This is a genomic window from Allorhizobium sonneratiae (assembly GCF_023700755.1).
Classification (GTDB): Bacteria; Pseudomonadota; Alphaproteobacteria; order Rhizobiales; family Rhizobiaceae; genus Allorhizobium; species Allorhizobium sonneratiae.
Genome location: NZ_JAMKOJ010000004.1, coordinates 120,277 through 137,983 on the forward strand (window position 1 = coordinate 120,277; position 17,707 = coordinate 137,983).

Sequence of the window (17,707 nt, forward strand, 5' to 3'; positions counted from 1 at the left end):
CCCTGCCCGGCCCCTCATCGATAGGCGATGCAGACGGACTTCGTTTCCAGATAGTTTTCCAGCGCGCGGCTGCCGTGTTCGCGGCCGATACCGGATTGCTTGAAGCCGCCGAAAGGCATGTTCTGGTCGGGGATGTTGTGGCTGTTGACCCAGACCGTGCCAGCCTGGATTTTCGGCACATAGCGCATGACCTTGTTGAGATCATTGGTCCAGATCGATGCGCCAAGGCCGTAGCGGGTGTCGTTAGCCTTGGCGATTGCGTCGTCCGCATCCTCGAAGGGCGTGATCGTGACAACCGGACCAAAAACCTCGTCCTGCATGAGAGCCATGTCCTGGCGGACATCCGTAAAGAGTTCCGGGGCGACGAAGAAGCCCTTCTCCGGGGCGCTTGCACTGATGAGTGGTGTCGCACCTTCCGCGATGCCGCGCGCAATGCAGGTTTTTACATGTGACTGGTGCTTGGCCGACACAAGCGGGTTGATCTGGTTCATCGGGTTGAGGCCCGAGCCGATCGCGAGGCTGCGCGACACGTTGGCGATCACCTCAAGCGCCTTTTCGTAAATGCCCTTCTGCGCATAGATGCGGGTGGCTGCACAGCAGGTCTGCCCGGTGTTGAAGAAGACGCCGATACCAGCGGCCGCGCCCAGCAGGTCGAGGTCCATGTCATCAAACATCACCATCGGGGCCTTGCCGCCCAGTTCGAGCGTGACGCGCTTCATGTCTTTCATGGCCTGAACGCCGATCAGCTTGCCGGTTTCGGTGGAGCCGGTGAAGGTGATCTTGGCAACACCCGGATGAGCGACGAGAGCGGCACCGGCCGTTTCCCCCATGCCGGTCACGACATTGACGACGCCATCGGGAAAGCCGGCTTCGCGACAAAGCTCAACCAGGCGGATCGAGGTCAGCGGCGTTTCCTCGGCAGGCTTCAGCACGACGGTGCAGCCAGCGGCCAGCGCCGGCGCGATCTTCCATGTCGCCATGTTGAGAGGAAAATTCCACGGCGTGATGGCCGCAACGACACCCACCGGCTCCTTCCGCGTCTGTGCCTGATAGCGCATGCCCGGTGGAATGGCGATGGAGACATCGAGTGTCGAGCCTTCGATTTTGGTCGCAGCCCCCGCCATGTACCGGAAATATTCTGCCGAGGATTGCACTTCGATCAGACGCGACAGCATGATCGACTTGCCTTGATTGAGCGTTTCGAGCTGCGCCAGTTCCTCGCCATGTGCTTCTATGAGGTCGGCGAGCTTCAGCATGAGTCCCTGTCGCTGCACCGGCAGCATCTTCGACCACGGCCCCTCGAATGCAGCTGCGGCCGCTTTGACCGCACGATCGACATCGGTGGCGCCACAGGCCGGTACGCGGGTCAGAATCTCGCCAGTCGCCGGATTATAGACAGGATAGGTCTCCCCGGATGCTGCAGTGAGGGAATTTCCGTTCAGAAGTACCTGCGGCGCTTTGAGAAAGTCCGTAACGGTGGAGAGCACCGTATCGACGGAGGTATCGGCTTGCGCAATTCTCATGTCAGTCCCTCTCTTATGATTTGTTATGCGTTATGCGCCTGGCGGTCAGTCCGGCTGCGGGTAGAGAATGAAATCGTCTGCACGCCGTGCTTCGCTCGCAGCCACAGCAGAGGTGACAACCGCGTGCGTCTCGTATCTTGCCGCATGGTCCGTCATCGGGGATTGGGCAGAATCCCGGCTTTGACACTTGAAACCTCCCTTGGCCAAGCGGCAGTTTCTATTTTCCATACCCTGTCACTGTCTCATTGTGTGATAAATCACGTAAGACGGAAAACACTCTTGCAGTCCCTGCAATAATCACCCCGGCAAGAGGGTCGCTTGCCATTTGCCAATATTTATGTGATTATTACCGCAATAAGGGGAACCAGAGAGTTCAACGACATGGATCGGTTTACCGAACTGGAAGTGTTCACACGCATTGCCGACGAGGCCAGCCTGACCCGGGTGGCCGACCAGCTCGGCCTTTCCGTCTCGGGTGTCAGCCGCTGTCTCAACAGCCTGGAAAACCGCCTCGGTGTCCGCCTTGTTCAGCGCACGACGCGGCAATTGTCGCTGACGTTGGAGGGGAGGCGGTTTGCGGGCCAGGCGCGGGACATTCTGGGAAAGCTCAACGCCGCCGAAGAGAGCGTCAGCGCCGTCAAGGCCGAGCCGCTGGGCACACTGAAAGTCGGCGCATCGCTGGCGTTTTCCCTCATCCATCTCCTGCCGATCATACGGCAGTTCAAACTGGATTACCCGGCGGTGACGATCGATCTGCAGATAGCGAACCGCTATGGCGACATCGTTGAAAGCGGTCTCGATGTTGCCATCCGCACGAGGCGCATCGAAGCCGACAGTTCGCACACCATTCGCAAGCTTGCAGAGGTTCCGCGCATTCTGACAGCCGCGCCGTCCTATATCGCGGCGCATGGCGCACCTAGCAATCCCGATGAGATCGAGAGCCATGCGCTACTGCTTTATACGCTCTCCGACGATTGGGACCATTTGACGTTCCACCGCAACGGCATCACCAAACGCCTGCCGGTGACAGGAGAATTGACCTGCAATGACGGCATGGCACTGAAACACGCGGCGCTTGACGGGATGGGGATTCTGGTTCAACCCGCCTACGTCGTGCAAGCCGAGCTCAATGCCGGACGGCTCGTGGAGGTCATGCCGGATTGGCGGTTGCAGCCCTTGACGATGAATGTGGCCTTTCCGTCCCGAGCCAACATGCCGGCCCGCACCCGGCTTTTTATCGACGCGCTGGTGCGCCACATCCGTGAAAACGATCTTGAGCGCGTCTGGAGCGGCGAGCCAGATTTTCCCGCCCGCGCTTCAGCCTGATCATGTGCGTATGTCGCCTTTCATTGTTCCCAATGAAACGATACCGTCCATACGATACATCCAAGGCTGAAAGCACGTTGCATGAGGCTGTTAAGCCGCAAGGTGTTTTCATATTCCTCAAGAGCTAAAGGTTTCGCCCATGTCCGCCACCACCGCTTATGTCGAACATACGGCCTTTTTCGTTCGCGACATCATACCCCTGATCGACTTTTTCACCGAGGTGTTGGGCATGGGTATCACCAAGTATGATGGAACGCCTGAGGCCCCGACGCAGGTCTGGCTTCAGGGCGGCATTCAGCTCATCGCCGATCCGGATTTTTCCGGTCCCGAGGGCCGATTTGCTCATCTCGGCATTGTCTGCAAAGATGTCCCCGCCGCCATCGAAGCCGCACGTGCTCGCGGCGCCGTCTCGACCGCCAAGGGCGATCACTGGCTCAAGCTGGGAGATGGGCTCCTGCTGGAATTTCTGCCGGAGAAAGGCAATGCGGTTGACATCATCCGCAGCCATGATCCCCGAATTTAAACCATGTCGCGTTTTATTGTCCTCAATAAAACGATAACGGAGGCTGATAAGCCGCAACATGTTCTAGAGTATCATATTGATCGCACGATGCTCTAAAAGCTACTTCTGCGTTCTCGACGGCGCACGACCGGTCCAGGTCTTGAAGGCCCGACCGAAGACCGCACTGTCAGCATAGCCGAGCGTCTGGGCAATGTCCGAAATCGAGGTCTTGCCGCCTGCGGCAAGAAGATTGGCGGCCAGCTGCTGCCGGTAGGCCTGTGTCAGTGTGCGGACGCTCGTGCCTTCTCGCTCAAGCTGGCGTTGCAGTGTGCGTGCATTCATCCCCAGCTCCTCAGCCAGAAAACCAATGGTAACAGGCCGCCGCCCGACATAATGCTCGATCAGCGCAGTCACTTTCGCAGTCAAGCTCTGCCCGACCTCCGTTTCCCCGATCAGATCGGCGATATGCCGTTCGAGGATTGCGGCCAGCTCCTTGTTGTCACTGCGATAGACGCGGGTGATGTCTTCCTTGCGCATGATGATGCGGTTGCTCGACTGACGGAACAGAACCGGTGCGCGGAAAATCCGCCGCAGGATATCGGCATCCGGCGGCGCATCATGTTCAAAATGCACCTCTTCCGGCTTCCAGCCGGAGGAGAAGTTGGAGCGCACCAGCTGACAGCTGGCAGCCAGAGAATATTCTGCATCCTGACGGCGCGGCCAGATCGACTGGTCCGCGATGCGATAGCTCCAGACGAATGTGTCTTCCTCCTCGACGAAATGCGAACTTGTTGAATTCTGCAGCGAGTTGACGAATTTCGAAATCCGGTCGAATGCCACCATGATCGTTGGCGACAGGGAAAAGAGCATCCCCAGCGGGCCGATATCTCCCGGCTTGACGACCGATCCGAGCTTGGCGCCGAAAGAGGGATCCTCCAGCGCCTCCGCCGCATCCTCGAAAAAGGCGATGAAGCGTTGCAGCGGGATCACCGCATAAGGGTCGTCCAGCAGCGTCTGTGACAGCCTGTGTCGGGCAAGCAGGACGCGCGCTTTCTCCTGCCGCTTCTCGAACTGATGGATCAGCGGCGTGATCGCCACCACACGAATAAAGGCGACATTTCCAACCCGGCGCTGCGCTTCCTTCATGACGAGGCTCCACGCGATTGCAAATAATACGTGAATATTGACGTAAATTATCAAAATTCCGGCATGAATTGCAATATTGCGTCGCAGAATTCTTCCCTAGATTTCTCAAATAACAATTAATCATCATAAAAGGGGTTCAACATGCAAACCGGAGAGAGTCTCACTGCGTCCAGCGGTAAGCTGGCCAGCAATTCCGTCGGCATCGCCCATATCGTCTTCTTCGTCGTGGCAGCGGCTGCGCCGTTGACGGCTGTTGTCGGGGCGACGCCACCTGCCTTCGCCTTCGGAAACGGGGCTGGTGTTCCCGGAGCCTTCGTTCTGGCTGGCCTTCTCTATCTGATCTTTTCTGTCGGCTATACAGCCATGAGCCGCCACATCACAGGGGCTGGCGCATTTTACACCTATATCGCCAACGGCATCGGCAAGCCAGCCGGCGTTGCGGGCGCGTTCATTGCGCTGCTCACCTACAGCGCTGTGCAGATTGCCGTCTACGGATTGATCGGCGTCTTCGCAAATGCCGCGATGGCCTCTCTTGGCCTTGACCTGCCCTGGTGGGTTTGGTCCTTCACTGTGCTGATTATCACGCATCTTGCCGGTCAGCGCAACATCACCTTCTCGGGCGCGATCCTGGGCGTTTGCATGCTGGCCGAAATCGTCATCCTCCTGCTGCTCGATCTCGGCATCGTGCTGCACGGTGGCGGGCCGGAAGGCATGAGCGCGTCCAGCTTCATGCCGTCAACCGTCTTCGCACCCGGGCTCGGCGTTTCGCTGGTCTTCGTTGTCGGTTCCTTCATCGGCTTCGAGGCAACGGCGATCTTTGGCGAGGAAGCACATCGCCCGGAAATCACCATTCCACGGGCCACCTATATTTCCGTCCTGCTGATTGCAGTCTTCTATGCCTTCTCGACCTGGGCCATCGTCCAGTTCTATGGGCCCTCCAAGATTCAGGAAACGGCCAATGCGTCGATGAATACCTTCTATTTCGACGCCGCTACCAAGGTTCTCGGCCCGTGGGCTGCACATACGATGAATGTGCTGCTCATCACCAGCCTCTTTGCCTGCATTCTCTCCTTCCATAACACGCTGAATCGCTATTTCTTCGCGCTTGGCCGGGAAGGGCTTGCCTTCGACGTGTTGGGCAAGGTGCATGAAATTCACGGCTCGCCGCATGTCGCCGGCATGTTGCAGTCGGGCATTGCCGCTGTCGTGCTGGCATGCTTCGTCATAACCGGGCAGGATCCGCTGGCCGTCGTCTTCTCCTATATGTCGGCGCTTGCTGTTCTTGGCATCCTTCTTGTGCAGGCCATGGTGTCGATCGCCATCGTCATGTTTTTCCGCAGCGACAACAAAGGCTATGGCCCCTGGCGGACAATGATTGCCCCGATCCTTGCATTTGCCGGTCTCGTTGGTGCCATCATCCTGGTCATTTCCAATCTCAGCCTTCTGGCTGGCGCATCGAATCTCGTCATCGACTCTTTCCCGGTCATCGTGGCCCTGGTGGGTATCGGCGGCGCATTCTTCGCCCTGTCGATCAAAAAGGCGAGTCCCGAGCGCTATGCGGCTCTCGGCCGGATCTTCGCAGACGAGACCATTTCAGAGTTTCACGGAAACGCTGAAACGCTCTAACTCTCTGTTTTCAGGGAATTCCAAAGGCAAAACCGCCCTGCAATTTTGCTGAAATCGGTCTCAGGGCAAGGGCGGGCATGATGGAAAGCCATGCCCGCAGCCGCCTCCTCAAACGAACGCCATCAACCGTGAACGAAACTGCCTGTGGCACCCGGCGCCCCGGCAGGCCAGCCAAGCCATATCTGAACGAAAGCAAGGACCATGACCGAGACTACGACAATCGACTTCATCTATCTTTCCGAGCAGGACATGATCCGTGCCGGCGTCACCGAAATGCCGGCCTGTGTCGATGCCATGGAAGAAATGTTCGCTCTGCTCTATCACGGCGATTATCGCATGGCGGGCCCGAACAGCGACAGCCATGGGGCAGCCATCAGTTTCCCGGAACATTCGCCCTTTCCGGACATGCCGAAGCCGACGGCCGACCGCCGCTTCATGGCCATGCCCGCCTATCTCGGCGGCCGTTTCCGCACTGCGGGCATGAAGTGGTACGGTTCCAACATAGAGAACCGTGAAAAAGGGCTCCCGCGCTCGATCCTCATGTTTTGCCTGAACGACGCCGACACCGGCGCGCCGCTCGCCTTCATGTCCGCGAACCTGCTGTCGGCCTACCGAACCGGCGCAATACCGGGCGTGGGCGCGCGCCATCTGGCGCGCAAGGATTCCCGCGTTGTCGGCATTCTCGGACCGGGCGTCATGGCGAAGACGACGCTTGCCGCATTCATCGCCGCCTGCCCGAATATCGATACGGTCAAGGTCAAGGGCCGCGGCCAGAAGAGCCTCCACAGCTTCCTGTCCTGGCTCAAGGAAACCTATCCGCAGGTCACCAAGGTCGAGATCGTCGATACGATCGAGGACGTGGTCCGCAATAGCGATCTCGTCACCTATTGCAATTCCGGCGCTGTCGGCGACCCATCCACCTATCCGATGGTCAAGCGTGAATGGGTCAATCCCGGTACGTTCCTCGCCATGCCGGCCCTTTGCAACATTGATGAAGGCATGCAGCAGGCGGATATCCGCAAAGTCGTGGACAATACCGGCCTTTACGACGCCTGGTTCCACGAACTGCCCAAGCCGGCCCACGTTCACGTCCCGATTATCGGCGTTAAGTTCCTCGACATGATCGCCGAAGGCAAGATGAGCCGCGACCAGCTGGAAGATATCGGCAAGATCGTCGCCGGCGATGCACCCGGCCGCAAGAACGATGACGAGATCATCATCATGTCGGTCGGCGGCATGCCGGTGGAAGACGTTGCCTGGGGCACGATCGTCTACCGCAATGCCATTGAGCGCGGCATCGGCGTCAAGCTGAATCTCTGGGATGTTCCCGTTCTGCGCTGAGTGCGTCCTCCCCCCCGCCGGGTGAGCAACTCAGCCGCGAAGCATGCGCGGCAAGCGTCCGCCCGACATCTTTTTTCCATCACACGCAAGGAGCGATCATGACCAAGATCGTGAAGATCAAGACCGGCTCGAAATTCGAGGACCACGGCAGCTATTCCCGCATCGTCGCCGTCGACAACTGGATTTTCGTATCCAACACCGCCGGGCGCAACCCGGATACAAAAGAAATCCCGGAGGATGTTGGCGCCCAGACGCATCAGGTCTTCGCCAATATCGAGCGCGCACTGGCCGCCGTTGGCGCAAGCCTTGCCGATGTCGTCATGTCCCGCGTCTTCATTCAGGAACCGAAGGACACCGAAGCCGTCATGACGATTGTCGGCGAAAAATTCCGCAGCACCGATCCTGCCTCAACCGTGACCTGCCCACCGCTTGGCTCCACCGTCTACAAGGTTGAAATCGAGGTCACAGCCTATCGCGGCGCTTCGACCGCCGACAGCGAAAAACGCACCATTGCCCTCTGAACATGGGCTTCGCCCGCCACACCAATTTCCAAGAAGGATTGCCATGGCTCCCGCAATGACACCGGTTCAGACCTCTCGCGATTTCCCCAAGGAGATAACTGTCGTCGTCATCGGCGCGGGGATCGTTGGCCTCACGGCAGCTTTGACGCTGGCTGAGCGCGGCATTCCGGTCGTCGTCCTGGAAAAGGGCCGCGTGGCGGCTGAGCAGTCATCGCGCAATCTCGGCTGGTGCCGAAAAATGGGCCGCTCAGCCCCCGATGTGCCCATGGCGGTTGCAGCCGACCGGCTGTGGGCCGAAATGCCGCAGCGCGTTGGTGTCGATGTCGGCTATCGTCAGGCGGGCATCATGTATCTTGCCCGCACCGAGGCCGAGATGGAAATGCATCGCGGCTGGATGACATCGGTGAATGACCTGTCGCTCGACTCGAAACTCCTCAGTGCCAGCGAAATCGACAGCCTCGTTCCGGGTGGACGCGGCCAATGGGCGGGCGGCATTTTCACCGCCTCCGACGGTCGCGCCGAACCGACGCTGGCGCCGAGCGCAATAGCCAACACCGCCGCACGCCTCGGTGTGAAGATCATCGAAAACTGCGCGGTGCGGACGCTGTCGCGCTCAGGCGGGAAAGTCACCGGCGTTGTCACCGAGCGAGGCGAGATCCGCTGCGACCAGGTTCTTCTTGCTGCCGGTCTCTGGTCGCGCAAGTTCCTTGCCAATCTTGGCCTATCGCTTCCGACGCTACCGCTCATCTCCTCCGTCATTCGGACAGCCCCGATGGACGGACCAACGGAGATCGCCGTCGGCGGTCCTGACTTCTCTTTCCGCAAGCGCAGCGATGGCGGCTATACAGTGACCCAGCGCGGTGCGCTCGGCGCGCCACTGCTGCTCGACCATCTTCTGATCGGCATGCGCTACCTGCATATGCTGCGCCATCAGCGCAGCCTGCTGCGCATCAGTCTCGGGCAGGATTTCCTGAATGACATTAAAATGCCGCGTCGCTGGGGACCGAACAGTGTTTCACCCTTCGAGCGCATGCGGACCATGGACCCGAAGGCCGATGAGGGGATCAACGCGGAGGCGATCCGCAATCTCGCCGCGGCATGGCCGATCTTCAAGGACACGGTGGTTCAGGAAGTCTGGGCCGGGATGATGGATATCACGCCGGATTCGCTTCCCATCATTGAGCGAATTGGCAGCATCCCGGGCCTTACGATCGCCACCGGCTTTTCCGGCCACGGCTTCGGCACGGGACCGGCCGCAGGCCAGCTCGCAGCCGACCTTGTCATGGATGCTCCGCCGATCGTTGATCCCGCACCCTACAAGCTGGATCGCCTGTCACGGTCCTGATGAGCATCGGCCGAAAACCGGGAACCTGTTTTCCTGGAAATGGGGCAACCAGAGCTCTCCCAGCCTGTTACCCATTGCGAACCAGGTCTGCTGCACCATCCCCGGCCAAAGCACCGAAAGCGATCGCGGTCAAAAGTCCGTTGCCAGAGAGATAGCCTTCGATCTCGGGGCCTGAAACGCCGCTTGCGGCACCACCCCCGGCAAACAGGTTGGGCAGGCCCGTGCCGTCAGGCCGCAACACGCGGGCATTGTCATCGATAACCAGCCCACCCTGTGTATGAAAGAGCGCGCCGGTCACGCGGATGGCATGATAGGGCGGGCGCAATGGCGGTTTACCGCAAAAATCGCGTCCAAACGGATCAGACGCCTTGCCCTCTGCATAGGCCTGACAATCGCTGATCGTGCGGTCGAGACCATCGGCATCGATGCCAATGGCAGCCCCGAGATCTCTGGCTGTCGAAGCCGAGCGCAAGGCACCGGCTGCCTCGGCGGCGCGAAAATCGGGAAAGCCGCGGGCAAGGTCGTGCAGCCTGTCGTCGAATATGTCCCAGGCAATGCCACCGGGCTGGGCGAGAACATCCACTGCCTGTTCGGAATAGCCGCGATGTTCGTTGGAAAAACGACGCCCCTCGGCATTCACCTGTATCGCGCCTTCCGCCATCAAAGCCCAGGTAAGCAGAATGCCGTGCGGATGCGCCACGGACCCGTGCCCCTGACAGCCCGACAGATGCTGGGCCGCAGCCCCGAGCGCTTGCCCCCACACAAGTGCATCACCCTGGTTTCCCGCATGACCGAAATAAGGGGCATCGGCCATCAGCGGAATGTTTTGCGCAACAAGCGCCCGGTTGCCGCCGAAGCCGTTACAGGCCAGCACCAGCGCCCGGCAGCCGATCATCTCGACCTGCCCGTCCGGGCGGGTCACTTCTGCGCCTGTTACGCGCGCGCCCTCGACACACAATCCGGTGACATGCGCGCCCGTGACCACGGGCACGCCTGCATTCTCGACGGCGACGGCAAGCCGGTTGATCAGCCCCTCGCCTGTCTTTTCCGGTACCGCATGCATCCGATGGACGCTGTGGCCCGGATAGAGAAAATCGTCCAGAACCTGCCATTCCAGACCGTGCCTCATTGCCAGCCAGTCAAGGGTCGGGCCGATGGTGCGTGCCGCCAGCGTCGCAAGGCGCGCATCGCCCAGTCCGTGGCTTTTTGCGGCAAGGTCGTCGGCAAACTGCTCCGCACTGTCAACAATGCCAAGCGCCGCTTGCGCTGCGGTGCCGGGCGCAGGAATGAAGCCGGAGGACATGGCCGTGCTGCCCGAGGCAGAGAGATCGCGCTCCAGCACCATCGCCTCGACCCCGGCATCCGCCAGCCGCAAGGCCGCGACCATTCCACAGGCGCCAGCCCCGATCACCAGCACATCGACAGCCATGTCGAACGTCTCCGGCGTGGACAGCAACCGGCTCATGACGCCAACCTCGCAACCATGTCGGCGCATGTGGCCGTTTCCGAGACCGTCGCCAGTGACGCGATCGTCGTCTCATGCACCTGCGGGGAAAAGGCTGCGCAGCCATCCGTCAACAGGACCGTATGCAGGTCGCGCACATGGGCATCACGCAATGTCGAGGCAACACCGCCATTCGTCACGATGCCGCAGATGAGAAGCGTATCGATCCCGGCCTTGCGCAACGCCCATTCGAGCCGGGTCTGGTAAAAGGCCGAATAAGCGACCTTTTCCACCGAAAGATCTGCCGGCGCCAGAAGGTCGACCAGCTGATGACCCCAGGCGCCCGGCTGGAAGTCGCCCTTTTTCAGGAAAGGCCGCAGGCGCTTCAGATGCGGCGAAATCATCGGTTCGCCGCCTTTGCCCGGCACCAGGGTGAACTGGGTCGAAACGATCCAGCCTCCCCTTTTTCGCAAGCCATCGGCGACCGGCCTGATGCGGCCCGGCAGCGCTGCGATCTCGGCGGCACTCTGGCCTGCCCGTCCATAAGCACCGTCCGGATGCAGAAAGTCGTTCTGCAGATCGACAATCAGCAAGGCGGTGCGTGTGGCCTCAAAGTCTTTCATGCGTTGCGCTCCATGATCAGATTGCCCATCGCATCGGTCCGGGCGGCAAGGCCGGGATCGACAAAGATCGTCGTATCGGCCTGTTCCAGAAGGCAGGGACCGGAAACCACCGATCCGACGGCCAGAGAAAGGCGGTCATAAACAGGAATGTCCTGCCATTTTCCCCCGACATAGACCGTGCGATGCGCCGTCAGGCATTCGCCGGGTGACTTTCCCTCCGTCGGCGCGAAGACCCGCATGTCGAAAGGCGGGCGACGGCCGATCACCGCGACGCGATAGTTCATCACCCGCTTCTCTATCCCTTCGAGCAGGCGTCCGAACGCTTCGCGATAGGCCCTGTCGAAAGCCTCGACAATCACGCCATCCGTCAGGCCGCCGTCCGGGATGTGCAACGGCACCGAAACGGTGTGCGTCTGGCCAAGATAAAGCATGTCCAGTTCGTAGACCGTCTCGACCCCGGCGAACGAAACGCCCGCCCGCGCGAGCAGAGCGTGAAGGCTTTGCGCGTCATCGCGCATGTCAGCCCCGAGGGCTGCACAGTCGAGGCCGGACAACAGCCGGTTCACTGTTCGCACCCGATCATGACGCATATCGGCCACGACACAGCCAAGCGCCGAGGTGACACCCGGATAACGGGGAACCAGCGCCCCCTTGAGGCCGCAATCGGCAATCAGCGCACCGACATGCAGCGCCCCGCCGCCGCCAAAGGGCATGGCGTGGAAGCGTGCCGGATCATGCCCCCGCTCGATGGAGACGAGACGGATCGCTCCGGCCATCTTGGCATTGGCGACCTTGAGGATGGCTTCGGCGGCATCCTCCGGCCCCAGCCCCAGACCATCGCCGACCGTGCGGGCAATCGCCGCGCGCGCCGCTTCGACATCGAGACGGTTCAGCTTGCCGCCAATCGGGCGGTCGGCATTGATGCGGCCAAGCACGAGATTCGCATCGGTCAGCGTCGGCTGTGTGTTTCCCAGTCCGTAGCAAACCGGGCCCGGATTGGAGCCGGCGCTTTCAGGGCCGACCTGCAGCAGACCACCGGCATCGATGGAGGCAATCGACCCGCCACCTGCCCCGATCGTCGTGATCTCGATCATCGGCGTGCGCACGACCAGACCAAAATCGATGGCCGTCTGCGGCGCAAGCGCCGCCTCACCGCCAGCAATCAGCGAAACGTCGAAGGAGGTGCCGCCAAGATCGCAGGTGATGATGTTGTCAAGTCCGGCTGCCGCCGCAATGGCCTGCGCAGCCCGCACACCGGCCGCCGGACCGGAAAGCGCCGTGCGCACCGGATAGGCGCGTGCCGTATCGACGGACATGACCCCACCATTCGACTGCACGATGAGCAGGTCCCCGTCAAAGCCATGCTCGGAAAGCCCCGCATCCAGCCTATCCATGTAGGACGAGACGACCGGTTGAAGATAGGCGTTCAAGGCACCGGTCGAGACGCGCTCGAACTCCCGGATCTCGGGCAGGATTTCGGTTGCGCGCGTGACATAGGCATTGGGCCAGACCTCGCGCACGGCCGCCGCCGCCGCCCGTTCGTTGGCGTCGTTGGCATAGGAATTCACGAAGAAGATGACAACCGAGGCGCAACCCATGTCGAGCAGTTGCCGAGCGGCGCGCTTGACCTCTTCAGGATCGACTGCCGTCACAACGCTGCCATCGGCATGGGTGCGCTCAGTGACCTCCAGACGACGGTCACGGCGAATGACCGGCTCATAGCTGCCGCGCAGCCCCCAGGTCTGCGGCCTGTCGCGCCGCCGCATCTCCAGGATATCGCGAAAACCTGCGGTGGTGATCATGCCCGTGACGGCGCCCTTGCGCTCCAGCAGCGCGTTGGTGCCGGTGGTCGTGCCATGGATGATCGATGCAATGGTTGCAAAATCGGCAACCTTGCGACCAATTCCCTCGACCAGTCCGCGGGACTGGTTGTCGAGCGTCGAGGGCAGCTTGGTGATAGCGACGTCACCCGTCGTCTGGTTCAGCACGAAAATATCGGTGAAGGTTCCGCCGACATCGACGCCGACCGCATAAGACTTAACACTCATGATTCACTCTCGATAACATAGCCAAGTTCGAGGTCACGGTCCCGCAGGGACGGATCACGGCGCGCAGGGTCTCCCCAGCCGCCGCCGCCGGGGGTTTCCAGACGGACCCTGTCGCCACGGCCAAGCCGCGCGCCGTGCAGCTTCGATCCCATTTTGGGTAAGGCCGCTTGCCCGGCAACCGGATAGGTGAAGCGGTTGAGCGCGGCATCGCCGCCGCCATTGGCGCCTCTTGGACGATAGCGGCCGCGTTCCCCGAAAAGGAACAGATCGGCGCTCTGTTCGAGCAGTTCGATCTCATAGATCGCACCCAGACCGCCACGGTGCTCACCCTCGCCACCCGAATTCGGGCGCAGCGACCATTCGGTGAACTTCACAGGATAGGCCGCCTCGAGAATTTCGAGCGGCGGGATCGTCGCCGTCGAGATCGGTGCATTGCCGTGGCTCAGCCCGTCGCCGTCACAATGGCCGCCATGGCCGCCGCCGAAGAAGGAAAACAGCACCCAGCGCCGCCCGTCCGCGCGCTCGCCCGCGATCGACAGGGCGTTGATCGTTCCATAGGCACAGGCAGGAGCCCGGTCCGGGGCAATCCTGCCCACCGCCTGAAAGACAACGTCGATCAGCCGGAGAATCGTCTCCGTATAACCGCCCACCGGTTTGGGGGCCTGCACCGACAAAAGTGAACCCGGGTCTGTCAGAACCTCAACCGGCTCCAGCACTCCGGCATTGGCCGGTACGTTACCGAAAATATGCTTCAGCGCCACATAGCAGGCCGCAACGGTCGTGCTGCGCGCAATATTGACCGGACCGGCACAGGCCGGTGACGAGCGGGAAAAATCAAGCGTCAGGCAATCGCCCGCAATCGTCATGTCGAGGGCGATTTTCAGCGGCGTGTCGTTGATCCCGTCATTGTCGAGCCAGTCCTCCACGCTGGTGGTGCCATCGGGAAGGCTGCGGATCTCGGCCCGCATGATCTCGGCGGCACTGGCGCGCAGGGCATGAAAGGCCTGCATGCAGCTATCCGCGCCGTATTCATCGAGCAACTGCTGCATGCGCTTGACGCCAAGGTCCAGCGCGTTGATCTGACCGTTGAGATCGCCATAGACCGAACCGGGCAATCGCGAATTGGCAGAGAGAATCGCCACGATATCGGGCCTGTAGACCCCGGCATCGAACAGCTTGACCGGAGGGATCAACATGCCCTCCTGAAAGCTTTCGGTGGCAACCGGGTTGTAATTTCCCGGCACATTGCCGCCAACATCGTGCCAGTGGCCGACAGAAGCAAGGTAGCAGAAGACCTTTCCGTCGCGGAAGAACGGCCTGACCAGACGGAAATCCGACAAATGCGTGCCGCCGAGATAGGGATCGTTGAAGATCCAGACATCGCCCTCCTTTGCCCCGCCCTCCGCTGCCGCCCTGTCGATGACGGCCTTGACGGCAAAGGCCATGACACCGACGAAAATCGGCAGACCCGATTTGCCCTGCGCCAGCGTCTCACCGGTCACGGCGTCGTATATGCCGTGCGAGGCGTCATGCGCCTCGGCGATGATGGGATTGAAGGCCGACCGGAAGAGGGTTGCATCCATTTCATCGGCAATCTGCTCAAACCGCCCCTTGAGGATGGCGAGCGTGACGGGATCCAGGCTCATGCGTTTTCTCCATAGCTGTCGCCGCGCGATAGAAACGCCTGCGTGCCGATGACCTCGTTCAACCCGTTGAAATCAAACATCCGGTCGGCAAAGGGGGCATTGGTGCCATGGGCGGCGAGGCTGCCGTAATAATCCTGCAGGGTCCGGGCGATGGCGCGGACGGCCCCGCCGGGGAAGATGACCAGCGAAAAGCCCAGCGCTTCCAGTTCCGCCGCATCGGCCGCCGGGGTCTTGCCCCCCTCGACCATGTTGACCATCAGCGGGCAGAGCCCACCAAGCTCTCCAACCGCCCGGCGCATCTCGTCCTGATTGCGCAGCGCCTCCACGAAGAGGGCATCGGCGCCCGCCTCGGCATAGGCATGGGCGCGCTCAAGCGCCTCTTCAAGGCCTGAAACGGCAATGGCGTCGGTGCGCGCGATGATCAGGGTTTCGCTGCTTGCCCGCGCATCAAGCGCGGCACGGATCTTGCCGACCATCTCGCCGCGGCTGACCAGCGTCTTGCCGTCAAGGTGCCCGCAACGCTTCGGCAGCGTCTGGTCCTCCAGCTGGATCGCGTTGGCACCGGCGCGTTCGAAGGCGCGGACCGTCCGCTGAACATTCAGCGCATTGCCGAAACCGGTATCGGCATCGACAATCAGCGGCGTCGCAACACGGTCGCGGATGACGCTGACCGTTTCGGCAACCTCGGTCATGCTGACCAGCCCGATATCGGGAGAGCCAAACCGGGTATAGGCAAGCGATGCGCCCGACAGATAAAGCGCTTCTGCCCCGGCCTGCGTGGCAATATGGGCGCTGAGCCCATCATAGACACCGGGAGCAACGAGGATTTTGGCAGCCCGAAGGCGGTTTTTCAGGGTCACGTTTTCTGGCCCTCCTTTGCAAATCGTTTTTCCAGATGGGGTACGAGACCTCCATCGTGGAGCATGTCCAACAAGAAGTCCGGCAGCGGTTCCAGCAGGGTTTCGCCGCCGTCATGGCGCAATATCGCGGCTTCGGGGTCGAGCGTCGCCTGCAGGCCGTCAGCCGGGGCAGGCTGACCGCTGCGGATGACAAAGACCGGCAGGCCGAGATTGATGGCGTTGCGATAGAAGATGCCGGCAAAGCTCTCTGCCACGACCCCCTGCAGTCCACGCAGCTTCAGCGCCTGCGCCGCCTGTTCGCGGCTCGATCCCAGGCCAAAGTTTCGCCCCGCCACAATGACGTCGCCGGCGGCAGCATTCTTGGCAAAATCGGGCGAGATATCGATCAGGCAGTTTTCCGCCAGTTCCCCAATCGGGCGATGCATGAAGCGGCCCGGAGCCAGGGCGTCGGTGTCGATATTGTCGCCAAGTTTCCAGATCCGGCCCATTACACGCCCTCCAGATGATTGCGGGGATCGGCGATCCGCCCCTCGATGGCGGATGCGGCGGCGGTATAGGGCGAAGCAAGCCAGACCCGACTGCTGGCATCGCCCATCCGGCCCTTGAAATTGCGCGCCGTGGTCGACAGACAGCGAATATCCGCCCCAAGGCGGGAGGCGCCATAGCCTGCGCAGATGCCGCAGGCATTCGGCAGGAGCCGGGCGCCACACGCTTCGAACACGGCCATGATCCCATCGGCCTCGGCGCGCGCCTGATCGCGTGCCGAGGCCGGCGCAACAAGGATCTCGATACCTTTGGCGGGCCGTTTTCCCTTGAGGATCTCGGCTGCGGCGGCAAGGTCGGTATATTTCGCCCCCGTGCAGGCGCCGATATAGATCACGTCCAGCGCCTGACCGGCCTGTTCGCCGACATCCGTCGCATTGGCTGGCGAATGGGGTGCGGCCACCTGCGGTTCCAGCCTTGCGGCGTCGAATGCATGGCGCTCGGCAACTGTCGCATCCGGGTCGCTGTGCCACATGGGCCAATCGCCCGGATCACCGCCAGCGGCATGAATATAGCGTGCTGTCGTTGCATCCGGTGCGATCAGGCCCGCCTGCGCCCCGAGTTCGGCGGCCATGTTGGAAAGCGTCATGCGCTCCTGCATGTTGAGCGCGGCAATCGCCTCTCCGGCATATTCGACCGCCTGATAGCGACCGCCATCCATGCCGAGCCGCCCGCACATGGCAAGGATCATGTCCTTGGCCAGAAGCCCGCGCGGCAAGGTGCCGGACCATTCGATACGGATGGTTTCGGGCACGCGGATCCAGATGTCGCCGGTGGCCAACACACCGGCCATTTCGGTCGCACCGATGCCGAACATATAGGCGCCAAAAGCGCCGCCGGTGGGCGAATGGCTGTCTCCACCGGTGATGAACATGCCCGGCGACACGTGCCCGCGCTCCGGCAGAACAACGTGGCATATGCCCTCACCATCGTGAAAGGAAACGCCGTAGCGTTGCGCCCATTCCCGGGTCAGCTGCAGAATGGCCGCCCCGTCGGGATCATCGCCGGGGACATAATGATCGGAGATCAGGACGACGCGGTCCCGGTCCCAGAGGCCTGCGCCCAGCCGCTTGAGAATGGGCTCCACCCGGCGCGGTCCGCCGCTGTCATGGATCATCGCAAGGTCAACCCTGGCCGTCACCACCTCGCCCGGACGCACGCTCGCACGTCCGGCGGCCCTGGCGATGATTTTTTCCGCAAGTGTCAATGCCAT

15 protein-coding genes are annotated in these 17,707 nt (G+C 61.4%); 6 read left to right on the forward strand and 9 right to left on the reverse strand.

Translation table 11 applies throughout. From position 1 onward, the window contains the following. Positions 1-14: 14 nt before the first annotated feature. Positions 15-1,523 (reverse strand): aldehyde dehydrogenase family protein, encoded by a 1,509-nt coding sequence (locus tag NAC44_RS08750; protein WP_250940029.1) that lies wholly within the window; start codon positions 1,521-1,523, stop codon positions 15-17. Between the two features lie 381 nt (positions 1,524-1,904). On the opposite strand from NAC44_RS08750, the gene NAC44_RS08755 reads away from it, so the two are divergent. Next, on the forward strand, positions 1,905-2,849 hold the full coding sequence (locus tag NAC44_RS08755; RefSeq protein ID WP_250940030.1) for a LysR family transcriptional regulator: 945 nt from the start codon (positions 1,905-1,907) through the stop codon (positions 2,847-2,849). Positions 2,850-2,988: 139 nt separating this feature from the next. After that, a complete protein-coding gene (locus NAC44_RS08760) occupies positions 2,989-3,372 on the forward strand; it encodes a VOC family protein (protein ID WP_250940031.1) in 384 nt (127 codons plus the stop codon). A 99-nt stretch (positions 3,373-3,471) separates the two neighbouring features. On the opposite strand, the gene NAC44_RS08765 is transcribed toward NAC44_RS08760, so the two are convergent. Then, positions 3,472-4,497, reverse strand: coding sequence for an AraC family transcriptional regulator (locus tag NAC44_RS08765; protein WP_250940032.1), 1,026 nt, complete (start codon positions 4,495-4,497; stop codon positions 3,472-3,474). Positions 4,498-4,638: 141 nt separating this feature from the next. On the opposite strand from NAC44_RS08765, the gene NAC44_RS08770 reads away from it, so the two are divergent. The 4 genes from NAC44_RS08770 (at position 4,639) to NAC44_RS08785 (ending at position 9,330) form a co-directional block, all read left to right on the forward strand. Next, positions 4,639-6,123, forward strand: a complete 1,485-nt coding sequence (locus NAC44_RS08770; protein WP_250940033.1) for an APC family permease — start codon at positions 4,639-4,641, stop codon at positions 6,121-6,123. A gap of 201 nt (positions 6,124-6,324) precedes the next feature. After that, positions 6,325-7,464: an ornithine cyclodeaminase family protein gene (locus NAC44_RS08775; RefSeq protein ID WP_250940034.1), complete on the forward strand. Its 1,140-nt coding sequence runs from the start codon at positions 6,325-6,327 to the stop codon at positions 7,462-7,464. A 98-nt stretch (positions 7,465-7,562) separates the two neighbouring features. Then, positions 7,563-7,985: a RidA family protein gene (locus NAC44_RS08780; RefSeq protein ID WP_250940035.1), complete on the forward strand. Its 423-nt coding sequence runs from the start codon at positions 7,563-7,565 to the stop codon at positions 7,983-7,985. 43 nt (positions 7,986-8,028) lie between these two features. Then, positions 8,029-9,330 (forward strand): NAD(P)/FAD-dependent oxidoreductase, encoded by a 1,302-nt coding sequence (locus NAC44_RS08785; protein ID WP_250940036.1) that lies wholly within the window; start codon positions 8,029-8,031, stop codon positions 9,328-9,330. Between the two features lie 67 nt (positions 9,331-9,397). On the opposite strand, the gene NAC44_RS08790 is transcribed toward NAC44_RS08785, so the two are convergent. The 7 genes from NAC44_RS08790 to NAC44_RS08820 are packed head-to-tail and all read right to left on the reverse strand — an operon-like array spanning position 9,398 to position 17,707. Continuing rightward, entirely contained in the window at positions 9,398-10,795 is a 1,398-nt protein-coding gene (locus tag NAC44_RS08790) for an FAD-dependent oxidoreductase (protein WP_250940037.1), read from the reverse strand. Continuing rightward, positions 10,792-11,397, reverse strand: a complete 606-nt coding sequence (locus tag NAC44_RS08795; protein WP_250940038.1) for a cysteine hydrolase family protein — start codon at positions 11,395-11,397, stop codon at positions 10,792-10,794. Before NAC44_RS08795 ends, NAC44_RS08790 begins: the two co-directional genes overlap by 4 nt. After that, a complete protein-coding gene (locus NAC44_RS08800) occupies positions 11,394-13,445 on the reverse strand; it encodes a hydantoinase/oxoprolinase family protein (RefSeq protein ID WP_250940039.1) in 2,052 nt (683 codons plus the stop codon). The genes NAC44_RS08795 and NAC44_RS08800 overlap by 4 nt, the downstream gene beginning before the upstream one ends. Continuing rightward, positions 13,442-15,091: a hydantoinase B/oxoprolinase family protein gene (locus NAC44_RS08805; RefSeq protein ID WP_250940040.1), complete on the reverse strand. Its 1,650-nt coding sequence runs from the start codon at positions 15,089-15,091 to the stop codon at positions 13,442-13,444. The genes NAC44_RS08800 and NAC44_RS08805 overlap by 4 nt, the downstream gene beginning before the upstream one ends. Next, on the reverse strand, positions 15,088-15,951 hold the full coding sequence (locus tag NAC44_RS08810; RefSeq protein ID WP_250940041.1) for an isocitrate lyase/PEP mutase family protein: 864 nt from the start codon (positions 15,949-15,951) through the stop codon (positions 15,088-15,090). Before NAC44_RS08810 ends, NAC44_RS08805 begins: the two co-directional genes overlap by 4 nt. Then, the gene (locus NAC44_RS08815; RefSeq protein WP_250940042.1) at positions 15,948-16,439 is read right to left on the reverse strand and encodes a LeuD/DmdB family oxidoreductase small subunit; all 492 of its coding nucleotides are present in this window, start codon (positions 16,437-16,439) and stop codon (positions 15,948-15,950) included. Before NAC44_RS08815 ends, NAC44_RS08810 begins: the two co-directional genes overlap by 4 nt. Further along, a complete protein-coding gene (locus NAC44_RS08820; protein ID WP_250940043.1) occupies positions 16,439-17,707 on the reverse strand; it encodes a 3-isopropylmalate dehydratase large subunit in 1,269 nt (422 codons plus the stop codon). Before NAC44_RS08820 ends, NAC44_RS08815 begins: the two co-directional genes overlap by 1 nt.